Genomic DNA, 17,765 nt, shown 5'->3' with positions numbered 1-17,765 from the left:
CAGACCGGGATTCGGGGTCTGCCCCACCAATGTAATGCCCTTGTCAGGAAACCGGGGAGAATACCGCCACGGATCGTCCCGGAACGGCGAACGTGCCCGATTCCCGCTCGTAGGACGCGGACTTGACGATAGAGTCCGCGCCCGACGCCTGGACCGGGTGCAGCCGGTAGCCGTCCCCGGCGAGCGCACCGATGCGCTGCTCCTGCGTCGTGGGCGTCGCGTTGAACACGACGACGAGGGCACCGAGCTTCATGGTGATCACGCCGGGCGTCTCGTCCTTCCCGGAGAGCGGGAAGGAGAGCTTCGACTGCACCTGGCCGGCCGTGTCGAGGGAGAAGTCCTTCTCCGTCGTACGGATCTTCAGGAGATCCCGGTACGCCGCCGAGGCGCCCTCGATCTGCGGGCAGCCGACCCCGACCGCGCCCAACAGGGGCTTGGCATACGGCCACTTGGACGCGTTGTCGGTGGCCATCGGCAGTCCGCGCCCGAAGCCGTTGCCGTCCCGGCAGTTCCAGTGGACGGCGTTGAACCAGTCGCCGCTGTCGTAGGAGTTGCGGTCCAGGGACTTGGAGCGCAGCAGGTCGGTGCCCGCCTGGGAGAGGGCCGGGCCCTGCGAGAGGGTGGCCGTCGCCATGGCGAGGACCTGCATGCGGGCGCGGTCGGCGGCGCTCGTCGACGACGGCAGCTTGAAGGTCAGCGCGTCGAACAGCGTCTCGTTGTCGTGCGCGTCGGCGTACGCGAGGGCGTCGCCCGGGGCGTCCGCGTAGCCGGCGGGGGCGCCGTTGTAGTCGACCTCGGCGCCGGTGACCTCCTTGCCGCCGGTGTCGGTGAAGGCGAACGCCTTGAGGTTTCCGGACAGACCGACCTTGATCAGGTCCTGGTAGTGCAGCAGGCGGGCCTTCTGCTCGGCCGGCGTGCCGTTGCCCCTGGACGAGTTGGGGTCGGTGTACAGGCCCGACGCGAAGCCCTGGACGCCCGGGTCCTCGTCGAAGGGGCCGCCGCCGCGCACGGCGTCACGGGCACGGTCGGAGAAGGTCGCGACACCGGTTCCGGCCATGTTCTGCTGCGTGGCCTGCACGAAGCGGGCGTCGTCGGCGACCTCGCCGAAGTTCCAGCCCTCGCCGTACAGGATGATCTTCTTGCCGTCGACGCCGTCCTTGGCGACGGTCAGCGCGTCGAGGGCCTTGCGCACCGCCAGGATGTTGGCCTTCGGGTGGTGGCCCATGAGGTCGAAGCGGAAGCCGTCGACCTTGTACTCCTTGGCCCACGTGACGATCGAGTCGACGACCAGCTTGCCCATCATGGCGTTCTCGGTGGCCGTGTTGGCACAGCAGGTGCTGTTCGCGACCGAGCCGTCGGCGAGGAGCCGCTGGTAGTAGCCGGGGACGATCCGGTCGAGGACGCTCGTGTCCGCCTGGCCGCTCGCGGCCGTGTGGTTGTAGACGACGTCCATGACGACCCTCAGGCCGTCCTCGTTCAGTGCCTTGACCATCTTGCGGAACTCGACCGTACGGGCCGTGCCGTCGGGGTCCGTCGCGTACGAGCCCTCGGGGACCGTGTAGTGGTACGGGTCGTAGCCCCAGTTGTAGGCGTCCTTCGCGGCAACCGCCGAGACGCACTCCTGCTGCTTGTCCGAGTCGGCCGCGTAGGACGCCAGGTCGCAGTCCACTGCCGCCTGGTCGGACTTCTTCTCGGGGATGGTGGCGATGTCGAACGCCGGGAGGAGATGGACGTACGACGTCCCGGCCTTCGCCAGTTCACGCAGGTGCTTCGAGCCGTCGCTGTCCTTGTCGGTGAAGGCGAGGTAGGTGCCGGGGTCGGCGGCCGTCTTGTCCGCGACCGAGAAGTCCCGGATGTGCAGCTCCTGGATCTGTGCGTCCTCGAGGGCAACGGCCTTGGGCTTGACCAGCGAGGACCATCCCTTGGGGGCAAGGGATCCGTCGTCGAGGTCGACGACCAGGCTGCGCCGGGAGTCGGTGGTCAGGGCGACCGAGTAGGGGTCGGTGACCTTGTTGGTGACGACCTTGCGGACACTGGGCGCCCAGACCGTCACGACGTACCGATAGGCCTTGTTCTTCCAGGACCTGGGGCCGGTGACGGACCAGACTCCGGTGGTGGTGTTGCGCTGCATGGCCACCGTGGAGCCGTCGAGTTCGAGCTTGACCGACTGAGCGGTCGGGGCCCAGACGGCCAGCGTGGGGCGGCCGTTGTGGAACGTCGGACCGAGCTCCGCCTTCGTCGCCGCGGGGTACAGATCGTCGAGTACGCCGGCGGTCTGGACGCCTGTCGCGGCGAGCACGGCGCCGTTGGCGGCCCGCTGGGAGGCGACGACCTGGCCGCTCAGGGCCTTACGCACCCGGTCGCGGTCGCGCGGGTCGACGGACCAGGCGGTGTAGTCCTTGAGGTGCGGGAACCCGGCCTTCTGGGCGTCGGTGAGGGTGGTCCTGGAAAGCCTCAGCCACTTGGCCTGCCCGGTCAGTGTGCCGTCGTCGACGGAGATCGAGCCGTCGTGCGAGTACAGCAGCTGCGTCGAGGCTGCCGCCTCCGAGCCGTTCCAGGCGACCGTGTTCCGGTCGATCCAGATGGCCTTGGAGGTGGTCAGGTCGAGTGCGGCGGCGGAGCCGGCCGGCTGCGGAAGCAGGTACTTCTCCTGGCCGTTCACCAGCCACACCTCGTGGCCGTTCGCCGTGAGGTCGAGCGACTGGTCGGTGGGCAGGTCCTTCTCGTCGCCCTTGTGGATGATGTAGCTGAGGCTGCCCGCACCCTCGGCGAGCGGTACCTCGAAGACCGCGCCATAGCTGTCGGTCTTCACCGGCTTCAGGGGGTTCGACCAGTCGGTGGGGTTCGAGGCGCCCGTCCAGACGTGCAGGCCCCAGCCGTCGTAGTTGCCGTCGGCGCGGTGGTAGTGCAGGACGGCCTTCGTCGTGTCCTGGGCCGGGTAGTCGGGCCGTTCGGTCCGTACGGCCTCCTTGCCCTGCTCTATCCAGATCTCGCCGGTCTTGGTGACGTCGATCGTGCGGTCGGCGGAGACGTCCTTGTTGCCGTCCTTGTCGATGACGAGGAAGCCGACGTTCGAGGCGCCGGGCTTCAGCTTGACGTAGGCGAAGGCGCCGTAGGCGTCGCGGCCGACGAAGGGGTGGCTGTCGGGCCAGTTCGTCGACTCGCCGTCGGCGAGGTCGCCCCAGGCGTACAGGCCCCAGTTGTCGTAGTCGCCTTCGGTGCGCTTGTAGTGGACGACCGCGTAGTCGCGGGACGAGGCGGAGGGGATCTCCTCGGCGGGCGGGGTGCCGGTGCGGCTGTCGGCGGTGGCGCTCGCCGTGCGGCCGGCCGAGTCGACGACAACCGCCTTGTAGCGCAGGGCGGTTGTGGCCGGTACGTCCTTGCCGATGGTCTGCGTGACCTTGTACGGGGCGTGGTCGGCCGACCCGAGGGTCCGCCACTTGCCGTTGCCGACCTGGGCGGCGAAGACGACCCGGTTGAGCTGGCCGCCGTCCACGTCGGCGGTCAGCTCGACGGTGCCGGTGGCGCCGGCGGCCGGGGCCTTGAGGGTGATCGTCGGCTTGGTGGCGGGCTTGGCCAGCCTGCCCGCCGCCTTGAGGACGATCGCCGAGCCGGCCGGGACGGTGACGGTGAGCTTCTTGTCCGCGTCGGAGGTCACCTGTGCGGAAGTCCCGTGGATCCCCTGGAACTTCGTGTCCGCCGAGCCGGTCGCGAAGGTCGCCGTCTTCGCCTCGCCGGCGTTGTTGAAGGCGACGACGTATTCGGTCTTGTCGGTGCCGGTGCGGGTGAACGCGTAGATGCCGGAGCCGTCGGCCGCGTACCGCTCGGTCTGGACGCCGTCCGTCAGCGCCGGGTTGGCCTTGCGGAGCTCGGCGAGTTGGGCGATCTGCCGGTACAGCGGGGCGCTCGTGTCGTAGGCGTCGCTCGCGTGGGTGCGGTCGGTGCCGATCTCGTCGTCGTCGAGGTAGTCGGCCGTACGGGACGCGAACATCGTCTGGCGGGCGTCCTTGTCGCCGCCGGCGCCGGCGAAGCCCTGCTCGTCGCCGTAGTAGACGACGGGGTTGCCGCGGCTGAGGAACATCAGCTCGTTGGCGAGCCGGTCCTTGGCGAGGAGCTCGGCGTCCGTGGCCTTCGGGTTGTCCTGGTTCAGGAAGTACCCGATACGGCCCATGTCGTGGTTGCCGAGGAAGGTGACCTGCTCGTAGGCGTTGGCCTTGTCGGTCGTGTACTTGTAGTCGTCGGCGAAGACCGAGGAGAGCTTCCGCGCGCTGCCGCCCTGGGAGGCGTACTGCCGGGCCGCCTCCTGGAAGGGGAAGTCGAGCGTGGCGTCGAGGCGGCCCTGGGTGACGTACGGCGAGGTGATCGACGTGTCGGCGGAGTAGACCTCGCCGAACATGAAGAAGTCGTCCCGGCCCTGCTTGGCCGCGTAGGCGTCCAGGGCCGTGGCCCACTGGGTCCAGAACTCCGTGTTGACGTGCTTCACGGTGTCGATCCGGAAGCCGTCGATGTCGAAGTCCCGCACCCAGCGCTGGTAGATCCTCTCCATCCCGCTGACGACCTCGGGACGCTCGGTCCACAGGTCGTCGAGGCCGGAGAAGTCTCCGTACGTGGTCGACTCACCGGCATACGTCGAGTCGCCGCGGTTGTGGTACATCGTCGGGTCGTTGAGCCAGGAAGGCACCTTCTCGGCGGCGGACACGACGGGTGTACGCGGGAACGAGTCGGCGTCGACCGAGGGGAAGTCCTCGGTGCCGTCCGCGTAGTCCGCGTCGTCGAAGGGCTCGCCGTCCTTGGTCAGGTACGGGAACGCTCCCTTGGAGAGGTAGTCGTAGGACTTCTCCTCGTAGTCGACGACGTCGGCCGTGTGGTTGGTGATGACGTCGAAGAAGACCTTCATGCCCTTGGCGTGCGCCTTGGAGATGAGGGTCGAGAGGTCCTTGTTGGTGCCGAAGTGCGGGTCGACCTGGGTGAAGTCGGTGATCCAGTAGCCGTGGTAGCCGGCGGAGGCGTTCGCGCCCTCGCCCTGCACGGGCCGGTTCTTGAAGATGGGCGCCATCCAGATGGCGGTGGTGCCGAGGCCCTTGATGTAGTCGAGCCTCTGGGTCAGGCCCTTGAGGTCGCCGCCCTGGTAGAAGCCCTTGTCGGTGGGGTCGTATCCGGTGCTGAGGCGTGAACCGGTCAGGCCGCCCTCGTCGTTGCCGGTGTCGCCGCCCGCGAAGCGGTCCGGCAGGACGAAGTAGAACTGCTCACGCGTGGCGTCGTGCCGGGCGGGCTCGGCGGCGAGCTTCGCGTCGGACGGCGGTGGGGGCGGGGTGTCCGCCCGGGCGGCCAGGGGCTGGACGAGCGCTGCGGCCAACGCGGTCACGGTGACCGCAGCGACCCGGCCGGCATGGGCGGTACGGCGCCTCGGCGCCGTCCATCTCGGTATCACGGACGTGGACTCCTTGCGATGACGGCTCTCTTGGGTCCGACCCCGCGCGACCGTATCGCCGAAGAAACGCTTACAGCAAGAGTCCTGAAACCTTTGGAAAGAACTTTCAACAGGTGGAGTTGGTCTGGGTCAGCAGGCCCAGCCGCCAGGGCAGGGTGTTGTAGTCGCCGGTGGCCGACGGATTCATGCCCTGGTACAGGTACTGCAGGCGGCAGGAGCTGATCGCGAGGGTCTGGTCGACGCCTGCGCGGATCATCTCGCCGTGACTGATGTCGTTGGTCCAGGGAGTGCCGCTGAACGTGACGTTGTTCGACCGGGCGAAGGGGTTGGCCTCGGTGTCGGCGAGCGGGGTCCAGGTGCCGGTGATGCTGCTCGACGTCCAGGACCTGAAGTACCGCTTGCCGTTGCTGCCGATCGCCTCGTTGAGCAGCAGGTAGGTGTTGGAGCCGCTGAGCTTGTAGACGTTGGCGGCCTCCCACAGGCGGTACTTGTTGGAGTCCTGCATCACCATGACGGTGTTGGTGAAGCCGGCCGGGAAGTTCGCCACCGTGGTCTGCGAGCGGTAGAGGTGCCCGTTGTCGTCCGAGGAGAACAGGTAGCAGTTCGCCGAGTCGCAGATGGTCCAGAAGTCGACCCAGTAGCCGCTGCCGATGTTGTCCTTGATGATCTGCGGCATGCCGGCGGAGTAGAACTTCTTCGGTGCGCTCCACGAGCCGGGGTTGCCGATGTCCGTGGTGGTCGAGTACGCCGCGTTGTCCCCGGTCTGGTACACGAGGTACCACAGCTTCTGCGGCGCGAAGTAGAACACCTGGGGCGCCGCCTTGTACCCGGTGCCGATCGCGGTCTGGTCGAGGTAGTGGAGCTGCGCGGCGCCGGCCTGCGACCAGTCGGTGAAGCTCAGGTACGCCATGCTGTAGGCGCCGGTGCTGGTCGCGGTGCTGACGAACACGTGCCACCGGCCGTTGTGGTACACCACCGACGGGTCCTTGACCGCACTCAGGTTGTGGGTGGCGTCCGACTTGGGGCCGATCAGCGCCCCGCTGGACGACCAGGTGAAGCTGCTCGGCAGAGCGGTCGCCGCCGCGGACGACGGTGCCACCGCGGCCCCGATCAGCAGGGCGAGCCCGCCGAGTAAGACCCCAAGACGTCTTGTCACGCGCATCGCGACTCCTATCGCTTGATGGTGTAGGTGACCAGGGAACGGGCCGGAACGGTGGCGGTCAGTGAGCCGCCGGCGACCGGGACTGCGGCCTGCCGGGCCATGCTGCCGGAGCCGTTGGTCAGGTACGGGGTCGCCGTCCCGGTGGTGATCTGGGTGTTCTGCAGGCTGTACGACACCTGCTGGGCGCCGTCGCCCGCGTTGAGCACCACGACCGTCAGGGTGCCGTCGGTGTTGCGGTACGCCGACAGCTTCAGATCGGCGTCGGGCGTGGTGGCGCCGATACGGGTGGCGCCGGGGCGGATGTAGCGGCTGTAGTTGGCGATCGCCCACAGCCGTTTGGAGACGCGGTAGTTGTCGCCGTCGAGCTGGATCATGCCCCTGGTGGCGCCGACCGAGGCCCCGTACCAGTAGATGTAGCCGTTGGTGTTGCCCTTGGTCAGGGCGTCGTGGACGGCGGAGGCCACGGTGAAGCCGTCGTAGCCGCTGCCGTCGTCCCAGTTCTCGTTCCAGGTGGTGCCGTCGGGCGACCACTCCGACATCCAGGTCCGTTTCTGCGTCGGCAGGGGCGCGTCGACCGGGCTGGCGTAGGTGTGGCCGGCGTGCGTGGCGACGAGGTTGCGGGCCGTCGCGTCGGCCTCGATCGCGCTCGTGTAGCTCTTCTGCTGGTTCCAGCCGAAGGAGTCGCAGCAGACGACCTTGTGTCCGGCCGCGTTCGCCACCGGACCGAAGACCTTGGTGAACTCCACCGCCTGAGCGGGGGTGAGCCGCATGGAGTCGTACGTGGCGGTCCAGTCGGGTTCGTTGGTGAACCCGAGGTCGGTGATCCCGATGCCCTCCTGGCCGTAGAACCTCGCCCACTGGACCAGGTAATTCGCGTACGCCCGGCGCCAGTCGCCGCTCGCGCAGGTGGCGCCCGACAGGCCGCACAGGGTGCCGCCGCCCGCGTCGGTGCCGTTGGTCTTCATGTAGCCGGGGGCGGTCCAGGCGTCGCCGTAGAAACGGCTCACGCCGTACGCCTCGGCCTGCTGGGCGAGCCACACCTGGCCCTTGTCCTGGCGGTCCCAGACGTACTTGGGGGTCGCGTTCGGACCACCGGGGTCAGTGGGCTGGATGCCCGAGTCGATGCCCAGGCGCAGGATGCTGAGGCCGGCGCCGGTGGTGCGGTTGAGCAGCAGGTCGAGGACCTCGCGCTGCTTCTGCGCGGACAGGCCCTGCGACCCGCGCATGATGTCGGCCCGCCCGAAGTGTTCGGAGAACCCGAAGCCGTCGATGGGCTGGAGCGTGGTCGAGCCGTTGACCGTCGCGGAGGTGGCCCGGGCCTCCGGCGGGGTGGCCGCGGTGGCGCCGACGGTTGCCAGCAGGGCCGCCAAGGACGTCACCGTCCACTTTCCGAGTCTGCGCATCATGATCCGCCCAATCGTGGGAGCGCTCCCATCACCGTGGGGAACGTAGGGCGGGGTTCCGGAAGCGTCAACCCCCCGCGTACCGCGCGTTGTCAGGCGCAACAACGCGCGGCCACGCGGAGGGGCGGGAGCGACTCAGCAGCTCGACTTGCCCGCGTAGATCGCGAGTGCGGTGTCGGCACCCAGCGTCGCGGTGAACTGGCCGCTCGAATTCACCGTCACCGTGGTGTTGTTCTGCACGTTGCAGTACGTCCCCGCGGCCAGCGAGGTCTGGTACGTGCGGCTCAGGCTGCCCGACTCGTGGTTGATGGCGACATAGCCCTTGGTGCCCCGGCCGAAGGCGATGGCGTCGGCGCCGTTGTCCCACCAGTCGGTGAGCGACTCGCCGCGTACCGCGTTGCGGAAGGCGACCATGCGCAGGATCTCCGGCCACGCGTGCTGGCACTTCCAGCCGTCCTGCCAACAGGCGCTCACCGCACCGCCGCTGGGCGGCCCGGCGTCCGTGTCGGAGAACTCGTAGCCGGAGTTGATGTCCGGGGCGCCGTACGGGTAGGCGAGCATGAAGACGTTCGCCAGGGTGTAGTTGGCGCCGTTCTTGTAGTTCAGGGTCGAGCCGTTGCGCTCGGTGTCGTGGTTGTCGACGAAGACACCGGAGACCGAGCTGTTCATATAGCCCCAGCCCTCGCCGTAGTTCTTCAGGTAGGCGAGGTTCTCGCTGTTGAAGACGCGCTTGAGGTCGTAGGCGTAGCGGAACTCCTGGACGTCGCCGTTGCCGGTGTACTCGGTCGGCTGGACGGCCTCCCCGCTGCCGTAGATGACCTCCTGCTTCCAGTACACGGAGGTGTTGGTCAGCCGCGACTTGATGTTGGCCAGGTCGGCCGCCGGGATGTGCTTGGCCGCGTCGATGCGGAAGCCGTCGACGCCGTAGCCGAGCAGGGAGTTCATGTAGCCGGCGATCGCCGAGCGGACGTAGTCCTCGCCCGTGTCCAGGTCGGCGAGGCCGACGAGTTCACAGTTCTGGACGTTGGCGCGGTTGGTGTAGTCGGAGATCGTCGACGTGCAGTCGTCGAAGTCGTACGACGAGTACAGGCCCGGGTAGTTGTACTTCGTGTACGACGAGCCGCCCGTACCGGTGCCGCTGCCCGCCGACATGTGGTTGACGACCGTGTCGACGACGACCTTCACGCTCGCCGAGTGACACGTGTCGACCATGTTCTTGAAGGCGGTGGCGTCACCGAGCCGTCCGGCGATCTTGTAGCTGACGGGCTGGTACGACGTCCACCACTGCGAGCCCTGGATGTGCTCGGCGGGCGGGGAGACCTGGACGTAGCCGTAACCGGCCGGACCCAGGGTGTTGGTGCATTCCTTCGCCACCGAGGCGAAGTTCCACTCGAAGAGGACGGCGGTGACGTCCTTGGCGCCGGGCGGGGAGGCGTAGGCGGTGCCGCCGGGAGCCATGACGGCTGCCGCGGCAGCCAGCGCGGTCGCGGTCGCAGTGACCGACCATCTCGATATCACAGGCGTGAACTCCTTGCGATTGCGGCTCAGTTGGGTCCCCCCTGCGCCGCGGCGCGGCTTCGTTGCCGGGCGCCGACGGGAACGTACCGCTAACGAAAGGTTTACAGCAAGAGTATTGAAAGCTTTAGCAAGAAGTTTCAACTACAAAGGGCCCGCCGTAGCGGGCCCTCCGGAGTCGAGTGGCTGTCAGGCCGTCGTCCACCACACCGTCGTGTCGGCCGGCAGCTTCGCCTCGCCGTCCGTCTCGGCGATCTCGCCGCTGGCAAGGAGCAGGCGGCCGTACGCCGGAGTCGTGACCGACTCGGCGCCGGTGTTGGCGACGCACACGAACTCGCCGCGGCGGAAGGCGAGGACACCCTCGGGGGCCTTCAGCCACTCCACGGAGTCACCCGCGCCGAGGTCGGACTGCTCGCGGCGGGCGGCGAAGGCGGAGCGGTAGAGCTCCAGGGTGGAGCCGGGTACGCCGGTCTGGGCCTCGATGCTCAGCTCGCCCCAGCCGTCGGGCTGCGGGAGCCAGCTGCCGCCCGCGCCGAAGCCGTACGACGATCCCTCGCGCGTCCACGGGATCGGCACCCGGCAGCCGTCGCGGAAGCCGTCCTGGCCTGCGCCCCGGAAGTAGGCGGGGTCCTGACGGACCTCGTCCGGCAGGTCGACGACGTCGGGGAGGCCGAGTTCCTCGCCCTGGTAGACGTACGCCGAGCCGGGCAGCGCCAGCATCAGCAGAGTCGCCGCGCGGGCTCGGCGCAGGCCCAGCTCCCTGTCCCCCGCCGTGCGGATCTGGGTGCCGAGGCCGGGCGGGTTGGCGAAGCGGGTGGCGTGGCGGGTCACGTCGTGGTTGGAGAGCACCCAGGTGGCGGGGGCGCCCACCGGGCGCATCGCCTCCAGAGTGCGGTCGATGACCTTCCGCAGTTCCTCGGCTTCCCAATCAGTGCTCAGGTACTGGAAGTTGAAGGCCTGGTGCAGCTCGTCCGGGCGGACGTAGTTCGCCGTGCGCTCGACCGTCGGGGTCCACGCCTCCGCCACGAAGATGCGCTCGCCCGCGTACTCGTCGAGGATCGTGCGCCACTGGCGGTAGATGACGTGCACGCCGTCCTGGTCGAAGAACGGCATGACATCGTTGCCCAGCAGCTTGAGCTGCTCGTGGGATCCGAGGTCCGGCAGGCCCTCGGCCTTCACCAGACCGTGGGCCACGTCGATGCGGAAGCCGTCCACGCCCATGTCGAGCCAGAAGCGGAGGATGGAGCGGAACTCGTCGCCGACGGCCGGGTGTTCCCAGTTGAAGTCGGGCTGCTCGGGGGCGAAGAGGTGCAGGTACCACTCGCCGGGCGAGCCGTCCGGTTCGGTGACGCGGGTCCACGCCGGACCGCCGAAGATCGACTCCCAGTCGTTCGGCGGGAGCTCGCCGTCGTCGCCCTTGCCGGGACGGAAGTGGTAGCGGTCCCGAAGCGGCGAGCCGGGGCCCTCCGCGATCGCCCGCTTGAACCACTCGTGCTGGTCGGAGGAGTGGTTGGGGACCAGGTCGACGATGATCCTCAGACCCAGTTCGCGGGCGTCGCGGATCAGCGCGTCGGCGTCGAGGAGGTTGCCGAACATGGGGTCCACGGCCCGGTAGTCGGCGACGTCGTAGCCGGCGTCGGCCTGCGGGGAGGCGTAGAAGGGGCTGAGCCACACGGCGTCCACGCCGAGGTCGCGCAGATACGGCAGTCGGGTGCGGATGCCCTCCAGGTCGCCCATACCGTCGCCGTTGCTGTCGGCGAAGCTGCGCGGATAGACCTGGTAGATCACCGCGTCCCGCCACCAGTCGCGGCGCTTGGCGACGGTGGCGACGGCGGAGTTTTCGGCCGGGTCGGCGGAGTGCTGGCTCATGGCGTCCTTGATACGTAACGAGGTTTCGGTCATGGAGGCTTGCGTGCGTACGTCGGCGGGTGACGAGGCGGCCGCGGTGCCGGCGGGGTCGGATGACACCGCGGCCGCCACCCGCGCGCTCACGCGCGCGGGAGTCGTGACGGAAGGGGCTAGCCCTTCGTGCCGCCCGCGGTGAGGCCTGTCACCAGGTTCTTCTGCACGAAGTAGAAGAACGCGGAGACGGGTATGGCGATCAGCACCGCGGTGGCGGCCATGAGGTTGCGCTGGGCGTCGTGCTCGCTGACGAAGGTCTGCAGACCGACGGCGAAGGTGTATTTCGTGTCGGACAGCATGAACGTCGCGGCGAACGCGACCTCGCCGAAGGCGGTGAGGAAGCTGTAGAAGGCGGCGACCGCCAGGCCCGGCTTGGCGAGCGGCAGGATCAGTCGCGCGAACGTGCCGAAGGGGGTCAGCCCGTCGACCCGTCCCGCCTCGTCGATCTCGAACGGGATGGTGTCGAAGTAGCCCTTCATCAGCCATGCGCAGTACGGAACGGTGGTCGTGCAGTACACCAGGATGAGACCAAGGTAGCTGTCGATGAGCTGCAGTTCCGAGAGGATCTGGTACATCGGCACCATGAGTACGGCCACCGGGAACATCTGCGTGACCAGCAGCACCCACATGAACTTTCGGTAGCCCGGGAAGCGCATGCGCGAGACCGCATAACCGGTGGTCGCGGAGATGACCACCCCGATGAGCGTGGTGCCCAGGGTGACGATCATCGTGGTCTGCAGCCAGTCGAAGAACTTCGTCTCCTGGAGCACGAACGTGTAGTTGTCGAACGTCATCTTCCCCCAGATGCGCCCGGGATGCAGATAGTCGTCCTTGTCCGGACCGAGGGACAGGAACACCAGCCAGGCGACCGGGAAGAGCGCGATCAGGCTCGCGGCGATCAGGATGCCGTGGGAGGCGAGGCGGACGGCGGCGGTGCTTTCGCCACGCTTGGTGGCCTTGTGCGGCGAGGGCGCCATGGAGTCCTCCTTGTTCACCGCGGCGGAGGTCTCGACGGTGGTCGTGCTCATGGTGACTCCTGCCTCAGATCGCGAGCTGCTGGTCATTGCGGTTCAGCCAGCGGCGGTAGAAGGAGGTGAAGACGATCAGGATGGCCAACAGCAGGATGCCGTAGGCCGCCGACTGCGCGAAGTCGCGCGGTTGCTGTCCGAAGCCGAGGTAATAGGCCCAGGTGACGAGGATCTGCGCGTCGGGGGCGGTGTTGCCGAACAGCAGGAAGATGATGGCGAACTGGTTGAAGGTCCAGATGATGCCGAGCAGTACGACGGTGGAGCTGACGGACCTCAGGCCCGGCAGGGTGACGTACCGGAAGCGCTGCCAGGCGTTCGCGCCGTCCATCTCGGAGGCCTCGTAGAGCGAGGTGTCGATGGACTGCAGGCCGCCGAGCAGCGACAGCATCATGAAGGGGACACCGCACCAGGTGTTGACCATGATCGCGGCGAACCGCTGCCAGAAGGTGTCCTCCAGCCACAGCGGTGTCGGCAGGTGGAGCGTGTCCAGGAAGGAGTTGATGATGCCGCCGTCGGCGAGCATGAACCGCCAGCCGAAGACGGTGACGAAGGTCGGCACGGCCCACGGCAGGATCAGGATCAGCCGGTAGAAGGTGCGGCCGCGCAGCTTCTGGTTGAGCAGGAGGGCGAGACCGAGGCCGATCGTGTAGTGCAGGGTGACGCAGAGCGCGGTCCACACGATCGTCCAGATGAAGTGCGACCAGAAGCGGTCGTAGGCCGTGTCGCCCCACAGGATGTCGGCGTAGTTGTCGAGGCCGATGAACTTGTAGGTGGCGTCGATGTGGTTGACGCCGATCGTGCGGGCGGTGTTGAGGCTGTTGGCGTCGGTGAGCGTGAGGTACAGGCCGTACGCCAGGGGGTACAGCACCAGGACGCCCAGGACGACCACCACCGGGGCGATCATCGCGTACGCGTACCAGTGCTTCTGATAGCCGTGCCTCAGGCGCCGGCCCAGCCCGGGCTTCGGCTCGCGGTCACCTCGGCGCTTGCCGGTCGCACGGTCGATGGCGACTGTCATTGGTTCGACACCTTCTTCGACACCTTCTGGAAGATCTTCGGCCTGCACGGCCTGCACGGCCCGGCCACAGGCCGGTGGCCGCCGGATCCCTCCCCCGGTTCGCGGGGGATCCGGCGGCCACTCGGGGTCACTTGCTGAAGTCCGGGACCAGCTTGGCGATCGCGGTCTCGGCGTTGCCCAGGCCCTTGTCGAGGGACTCCTTGCCCCCGGCGACCTGCGGCAGCTCGGTGTCCAGCGGGCCCCACAGGGAGCTGTACTCGGGCAGCGCCGGGCGCGGCTGGGCGGCGGGCAGGACGCCCTGGAAGCCGGCGATGCCCGGGTCGGCCTTGACCTCGGCGGTGTAGGCGTCGTCGCGGGTCGGCAGGGTGGAGTTCTTCAGCGCGATGCTCGCCTGGGACTTCGCGGAGGTCATGAAGTTGACGAACTTCAGGGCCGCCTTCTGGTGGGCGGAGTCCGAGCCGGCGTAGACCGAGAGGTTGTGGCCGCCGGTCGGGGCGCCCGCCTTGCCGGTGGAGCCGGCCGGGACGGTGGCGATGCCGAGGTTGTTCTTGTCCTTGAAGGCGGTGCCCTTGTAGAAGTTGGTGATCTCCCACGGGCCCTGGATGATCGAGGCCACCTTGCCGCTGACGAACGCCTCCTGGATGTGGGCGTAGGCGTCGGCGGTGGTGTCGGCCTTGTGCAGGCCCTTGCCGTCGAACAGGCTCAGCCAGGTCTCGTAGCCCTTCTTGGCGGGCGCCGAGTTGACGGTGACCTTCTTGGCGGCGGCGTCGACGGTGTCGGTGCCCTCGCCGTAGAGGAAGGTCTGCGCGTAGTAGGCCTGGGTGGAGCCCCAGTAACCGTCGACGCCGGTCTTGCCCTTGATCGTGGCGGCGGCCTTCTTCAGGTCGTCCCAGGTCTTGGGGGCCTCGACGCCGGCCTTCTCGAAGAGTTCCTTGTTGTAGACCAGCGCGAGGGTGTCGGTGACCAGCGGCACGCCGTAGGTCTTGCCGTCGTACTTGGCCTGCTCGATCAGGTTGGGCTGGAACTTGCTCTCGTCCGCGAGGGCCTCGGTGCCGTCCAGCGGCAGGAAGTAGCCCTTCTTCGCGAAGGCGGGGGTCCAGCCGACCTCGGAACGCAGGATGTCCGGAGCGCCCTTGGAACCTGCGGCGGTGTCGAACTTGTTCTGCGCCTGGTCGAAGGGCACGTTGACGTACTTGACCTTGACGTCCTTGTTGGCGGCCTCGAACTCCTTGATCAAGGCCTGGTACGTCGGCGCCTCATTGGTGGCGTTGGAGGTGTCCCACCAGGTGATGGTCACCGGACCGTCGGCCGAGTCGCCGCCGTCACTTCCGCCGCAGGCCGTCGCCGCGAGGGCGAAAGACGCCACCAGCGCGGTGGCCGCTATGCCACGCCGCATGAGTTCTCCTTGAGGGTGAAAGCCCGTGTGCTCACAGGAACCGGCCCCGTCTGCCGCCCTGTCGACTTGCCGACTGCGCCGTTGCCGCCGCCGGGCGTCGCCGAACGTAACAGCGATGTAAGCGGTACGAAAGACCTTGCAGCAAAAAAGTGCAAGAGATCTCCGAAGTTATCCGGGCGTGACCCGAGGGCGACCGCCGTGAGACGCTTATTTGCGGCCGTCGAGCAGTTGGGGCGGGTTGTGCAAGACTCTGCAAGCTCTTGCCATCACTTTCACGAGGGAGCGCGATGACCCAGCAGCCCGGACCGGGCCGGTCAACAAATCGCATACGGCGCCGGATTGGTGTGCAAGGCGAGACCTGGCCGGTACAGTCCACCCCTGTGACCACACGGCTTGCCGACATCGCTGCTCAGGCGGGGGTGAGCGAAGCGACCGTCAGCCGCGTCCTCAACGGCAAGCCGGGCGTCGCCGCCACCACCCGCCAGTCCGTGCTCGCCGCCCTCGACGTGCTGGGCTACGAACGCCCGGTGCGTCTGCGGCAGCGCAGCGAGGGCCTGGTGGGCCTGATAACCCCGGAGCTGGAGAACCCGATATTCCCGGCGCTGGCCCAGGTCATCGGCCAGGCGCTGACGCGGCAGGGCTACACGCCGGTGCTCGCGACCCAGACCCCGGGCGGTTCCACGGAGGACGAGCTGACGGAGATGCTCGTGGACCGGGGCGTGGCCGGCATCATCTTCGTCTCCGGTCTGCACGCGGACACCTCCGCCGACATGCAGCGCTACGAGCAGCTGCGCGCGCAGGGTGTGCCGTTCGTGCTCGTGGACGGCTTCTCGCCGAAGGTGCAGGCACCCTTCATCTCCCCCGACGACCGGGCGGCGATGACCCTGGCGGTCACGCACCTGATCTCGCTGGGGCACACCAGGATCGGGCTGGCGCTCGGACCCAAGCGGTTCGTGCCCGTGCAGCGCAAGATCGAGGGCTTCGTCCGCACCATGCAGGACCAGCTGGGTCTGGGCACGGAGACCATCGAGACGGAGCTCGTCCAGCACTCCCTCTACACCCTGGAGGGCGGCCAGGCGGCTGCCACCGCGCTCATGGAGCGTGACTGTACGGCGGTGGTGTGCGCCAGCGACATGATGGCGCTGGGCGCGATACGGGCGGCCCGGCAGCGCGGCCTGGACGTCCCGAAGGACATCTCGGTCGTGGGCTTCGACGACTCCCCCCTGATCGCCTTCACCGACCCGCCGCTGACGACGATCCGCAAGCCGGTTCCGGCCATGGGACAGGCGGCGGTCCGCACCCTCCTGGAGGAGATCGGCGGGACGCCCGCGCCCCACAGCGAGTTCGTGTTCATGCCGGAACTGGTGGTGCGCGGCTCGACCGCATCGGCTCCCGGGGAACGCGGACGCCCCTGAGGTGACACAGCCCGTACCGCTCGTTCTCGAGGCGGAGAAATCGACCTTCTCGCAGTGCGCTGGTAGGAGTTTTCAGCGGTCTTCCGGGCGTAGGACATGCGCCCCGGACCCGACCGGGGGATGATCGGCGGGGGAAGGCTTTTCTGGCAGACTCTGTGCCTATGACTGAGACGACCGTGACGACGCAGGAAGGGCCCGACGAGGCCGTTCCGCAGCCCGTCACGGCCGCGAGCGGGCCGGGTTTCCTGCGCCGTCTGCGCACTCCGCGCCGGCCCCGCCTCTGGTTCGAGATCCTGCTGATCGCGGTGAGTTACTGGACGTACTCGCTCGTCCGCAACGCCGTCCCGGAACAGAGGTCCGAGGCGCTGCGCAACGCCGACTGGATCTGGAGGGTCGAGCACCAGCTCGGCATCGCCGTAGAGGAGTCCGTCAACCACGGCGTGAACTCGCTGGCTTGGCTCATCGTCGGCATGAACTACTACTACGCGACCTTGCACTTCGTGGTGACGCTGGGTGTGCTCGTGTGGCTCTACCGCAGCCATCCCGGCCGCTACGCCGCGACCCGCCTCGTGCTCGTCGCGACCACCGTCGTCGCCCTGGCCGGTTACTACCTGTATCCGCTCGCTCCGCCGCGCCTGATGCACGGCGGACACTTCATCGACACCGTCATGGTCCACCAGACGTGGGGCTCGATGGCCTCCGGCGACCTGAAGAACATGTCGAACCAGTACGCCGCGATGCCGTCGATGCACATCGGCTGGTCCGTGTGGTGCGGCCTGACGATCTTCGCCCTGGCGTCGGTGCCGTGGGTGCGGGTCCTGGGCCTGCTCTACCCGACGGTCACGCTGGTGGTCATCGTCGCCACCGCCAACCACTTCTGGCTCGACGCGGTGGGCGGCATCCTGTGCCTCGCCTTCGGGTTCGCCCTCGCGCGGGTCTGGTACGGGGCGCTGCCGTACACGCTGCCGAAGCTGGTCCCGGCCCGCAGCGGGCCCCTGCTGCCGACGAAGGCCTAGCCGGCCGCGCCCCGCAACGCCCCGATGAACGCCTCCAGCGCCGGCTGCGCCGGGGCGGTCCCGCGTACGGCCGCGTGGATGCTGCGTACCGGCTCCGGGCGCCGGACCGGGCGTACGACCACGTCGGGGTGGCGGCCGCCCAGGCCCAGCCGTGGGATCAGGCTGACCCCCAGCCCCGCCGCGACGAAGCCCTGCGCGGTCACGTAGTCCTCGCTCTCGACCACGAACCGCGGGCGGAACCCGGCGGCCTCGCAGGCGTGGAGCTGGGCGTCGAGGCACGGTCCCGGCCACTCGCTGCCGACCCAGGGCTCCTCGGCCAATTCGGTGAGCGCCACGGACCGCCGCGCCGCGAGCCGGTGCCCCTTGGGGAGCACGGCGAGGTACGGGTCGTCCAGCAGGTGCAGCAGTCGTACGCCGTCCGTACAGGCCAGCACTTCGGCATCGGCTTCGCGGTCGATCCAGCCGACGAGGGTGTCTGC

At 68.3% G+C, this 17,765-nt stretch carries 10 protein-coding genes and 1 pseudogene; 2 read left to right on the top strand and 9 right to left on the bottom strand.

Features of this window, described 5'->3' with window-relative positions; translation table 11 throughout:
- Nucleotides 1-43 precede the first annotated feature (43 nt).
- From pulA to ADK57_RS43835, 8 genes and pseudogenes are all read right to left on the bottom strand, one after another.
- Nucleotides 44-5,431, bottom strand: coding sequence for a pullulanase-type alpha-1,6-glucosidase (pulA, locus tag ADK57_RS43870; RefSeq protein WP_053755362.1), 5,388 nt, complete (start codon nt 5,429-5,431; stop codon nt 44-46).
- A gap of 106 nt (nt 5,432-5,537) precedes the next feature.
- Nucleotides 5,538-6,512 (bottom strand): annotated as a pseudogene (locus ADK57_RS43865) (non-reducing end alpha-L-arabinofuranosidase family hydrolase); the annotation flags it as partial.
- A gap of 89 nt (nt 6,513-6,601) precedes the next feature.
- Entirely contained in the window at nt 6,602-7,999 is a 1,398-nt protein-coding gene (locus ADK57_RS43860; RefSeq protein WP_053755361.1) for a glycoside hydrolase family 30 protein, read from the bottom strand.
- Between the two features lie 132 nt (nt 8,000-8,131).
- Nucleotides 8,132-9,514, bottom strand: a complete 1,383-nt coding sequence (locus tag ADK57_RS43855) for an alpha-amylase (protein WP_053755360.1) — start codon at nt 9,512-9,514, stop codon at nt 8,132-8,134.
- A gap of 186 nt (nt 9,515-9,700) precedes the next feature.
- Nucleotides 9,701-11,380 (bottom strand): glycoside hydrolase family 13 protein, encoded by a 1,680-nt coding sequence (locus ADK57_RS43850; RefSeq protein WP_053755381.1) that lies wholly within the window; start codon nt 11,378-11,380, stop codon nt 9,701-9,703.
- A 149-nt stretch (nt 11,381-11,529) separates the two neighbouring features.
- Nucleotides 11,530-12,441, bottom strand: a complete 912-nt coding sequence (locus ADK57_RS43845) for a sugar ABC transporter permease (RefSeq protein WP_053755359.1) — start codon at nt 12,439-12,441, stop codon at nt 11,530-11,532.
- A 13-nt stretch (nt 12,442-12,454) separates the two neighbouring features.
- Nucleotides 12,455-13,459: a carbohydrate ABC transporter permease gene (locus tag ADK57_RS43840; RefSeq protein ID WP_053755358.1), complete on the bottom strand. Its 1,005-nt coding sequence runs from the start codon at nt 13,457-13,459 to the stop codon at nt 12,455-12,457.
- Between the two features lie 127 nt (nt 13,460-13,586).
- Complete coding sequence (locus ADK57_RS43835; protein ID WP_053755357.1) at nt 13,587-14,855, bottom strand: extracellular solute-binding protein; 1,269 nt, start codon at nt 14,853-14,855, stop codon at nt 13,587-13,589.
- A 380-nt stretch (nt 14,856-15,235) separates the two neighbouring features.
- Between ADK57_RS43835 and ADK57_RS43830 the strand changes: the two genes are divergently transcribed.
- Entirely contained in the window at nt 15,236-16,270 is a 1,035-nt protein-coding gene (locus tag ADK57_RS43830; RefSeq protein ID WP_053755380.1) for a LacI family DNA-binding transcriptional regulator, read from the top strand.
- Between the two features lie 161 nt (nt 16,271-16,431).
- Nucleotides 16,432-17,286 carry a phosphatase PAP2 family protein gene (locus ADK57_RS43825; RefSeq protein WP_053755356.1) on the top strand — a complete coding sequence of 285 codons (855 nt, stop codon included), beginning with the start codon at nt 16,432-16,434 and terminating at the stop codon, nt 17,284-17,286.
- Here the strand turns inward: ADK57_RS43825 and ADK57_RS43820 are convergent.
- On the bottom strand, nt 17,283-17,765 hold a 483-nt coding region (locus tag ADK57_RS43820), incomplete at its 5' end, for a LysR substrate-binding domain-containing protein (protein ID WP_234390590.1). The genes ADK57_RS43825 and ADK57_RS43820 overlap by 4 nt on opposite strands.

The sequence above is a fragment of the Streptomyces sp. MMG1533 genome, from assembly GCF_001279775.1.
In the GTDB taxonomy this organism is placed as follows: Bacteria; Actinomycetota; Actinomycetes; order Streptomycetales; family Streptomycetaceae; genus Streptomyces.
This window is presented reverse-complemented; position numbering and strand designations above follow the sequence as displayed.

Excerpts from the sequence above, each read along its gene's own strand:
- ADK57_RS43825 (WP_053755356.1), top strand. The coding sequence starts at position 16,432 with ATGACTGAGACGACCGTGACGACGCAGGAAGGGCCCGACGAGGCCGTT.
- ADK57_RS43845 (WP_053755359.1), bottom strand. The coding sequence starts at position 12,441 with ATGAGCACGACCACCGTCGAGACCTCCGCCGCGGTGAACAAGGAGGAC.
- ADK57_RS43850 (WP_053755381.1), bottom strand. The coding sequence starts at position 11,380 with ATGAGCCAGCACTCCGCCGACCCGGCCGAAAACTCCGCCGTCGCCACC.
- ADK57_RS43840 (WP_053755358.1), bottom strand. The coding sequence starts at position 13,459 with ATGACAGTCGCCATCGACCGTGCGACCGGCAAGCGCCGAGGTGACCGC.
- ADK57_RS43860 (WP_053755361.1), bottom strand. The coding sequence starts at position 7,999 with ATGATGCGCAGACTCGGAAAGTGGACGGTGACGTCCTTGGCGGCCCTG.
- ADK57_RS43835 (WP_053755357.1), bottom strand. The coding sequence starts at position 14,855 with ATGCGGCGTGGCATAGCGGCCACCGCGCTGGTGGCGTCTTTCGCCCTC.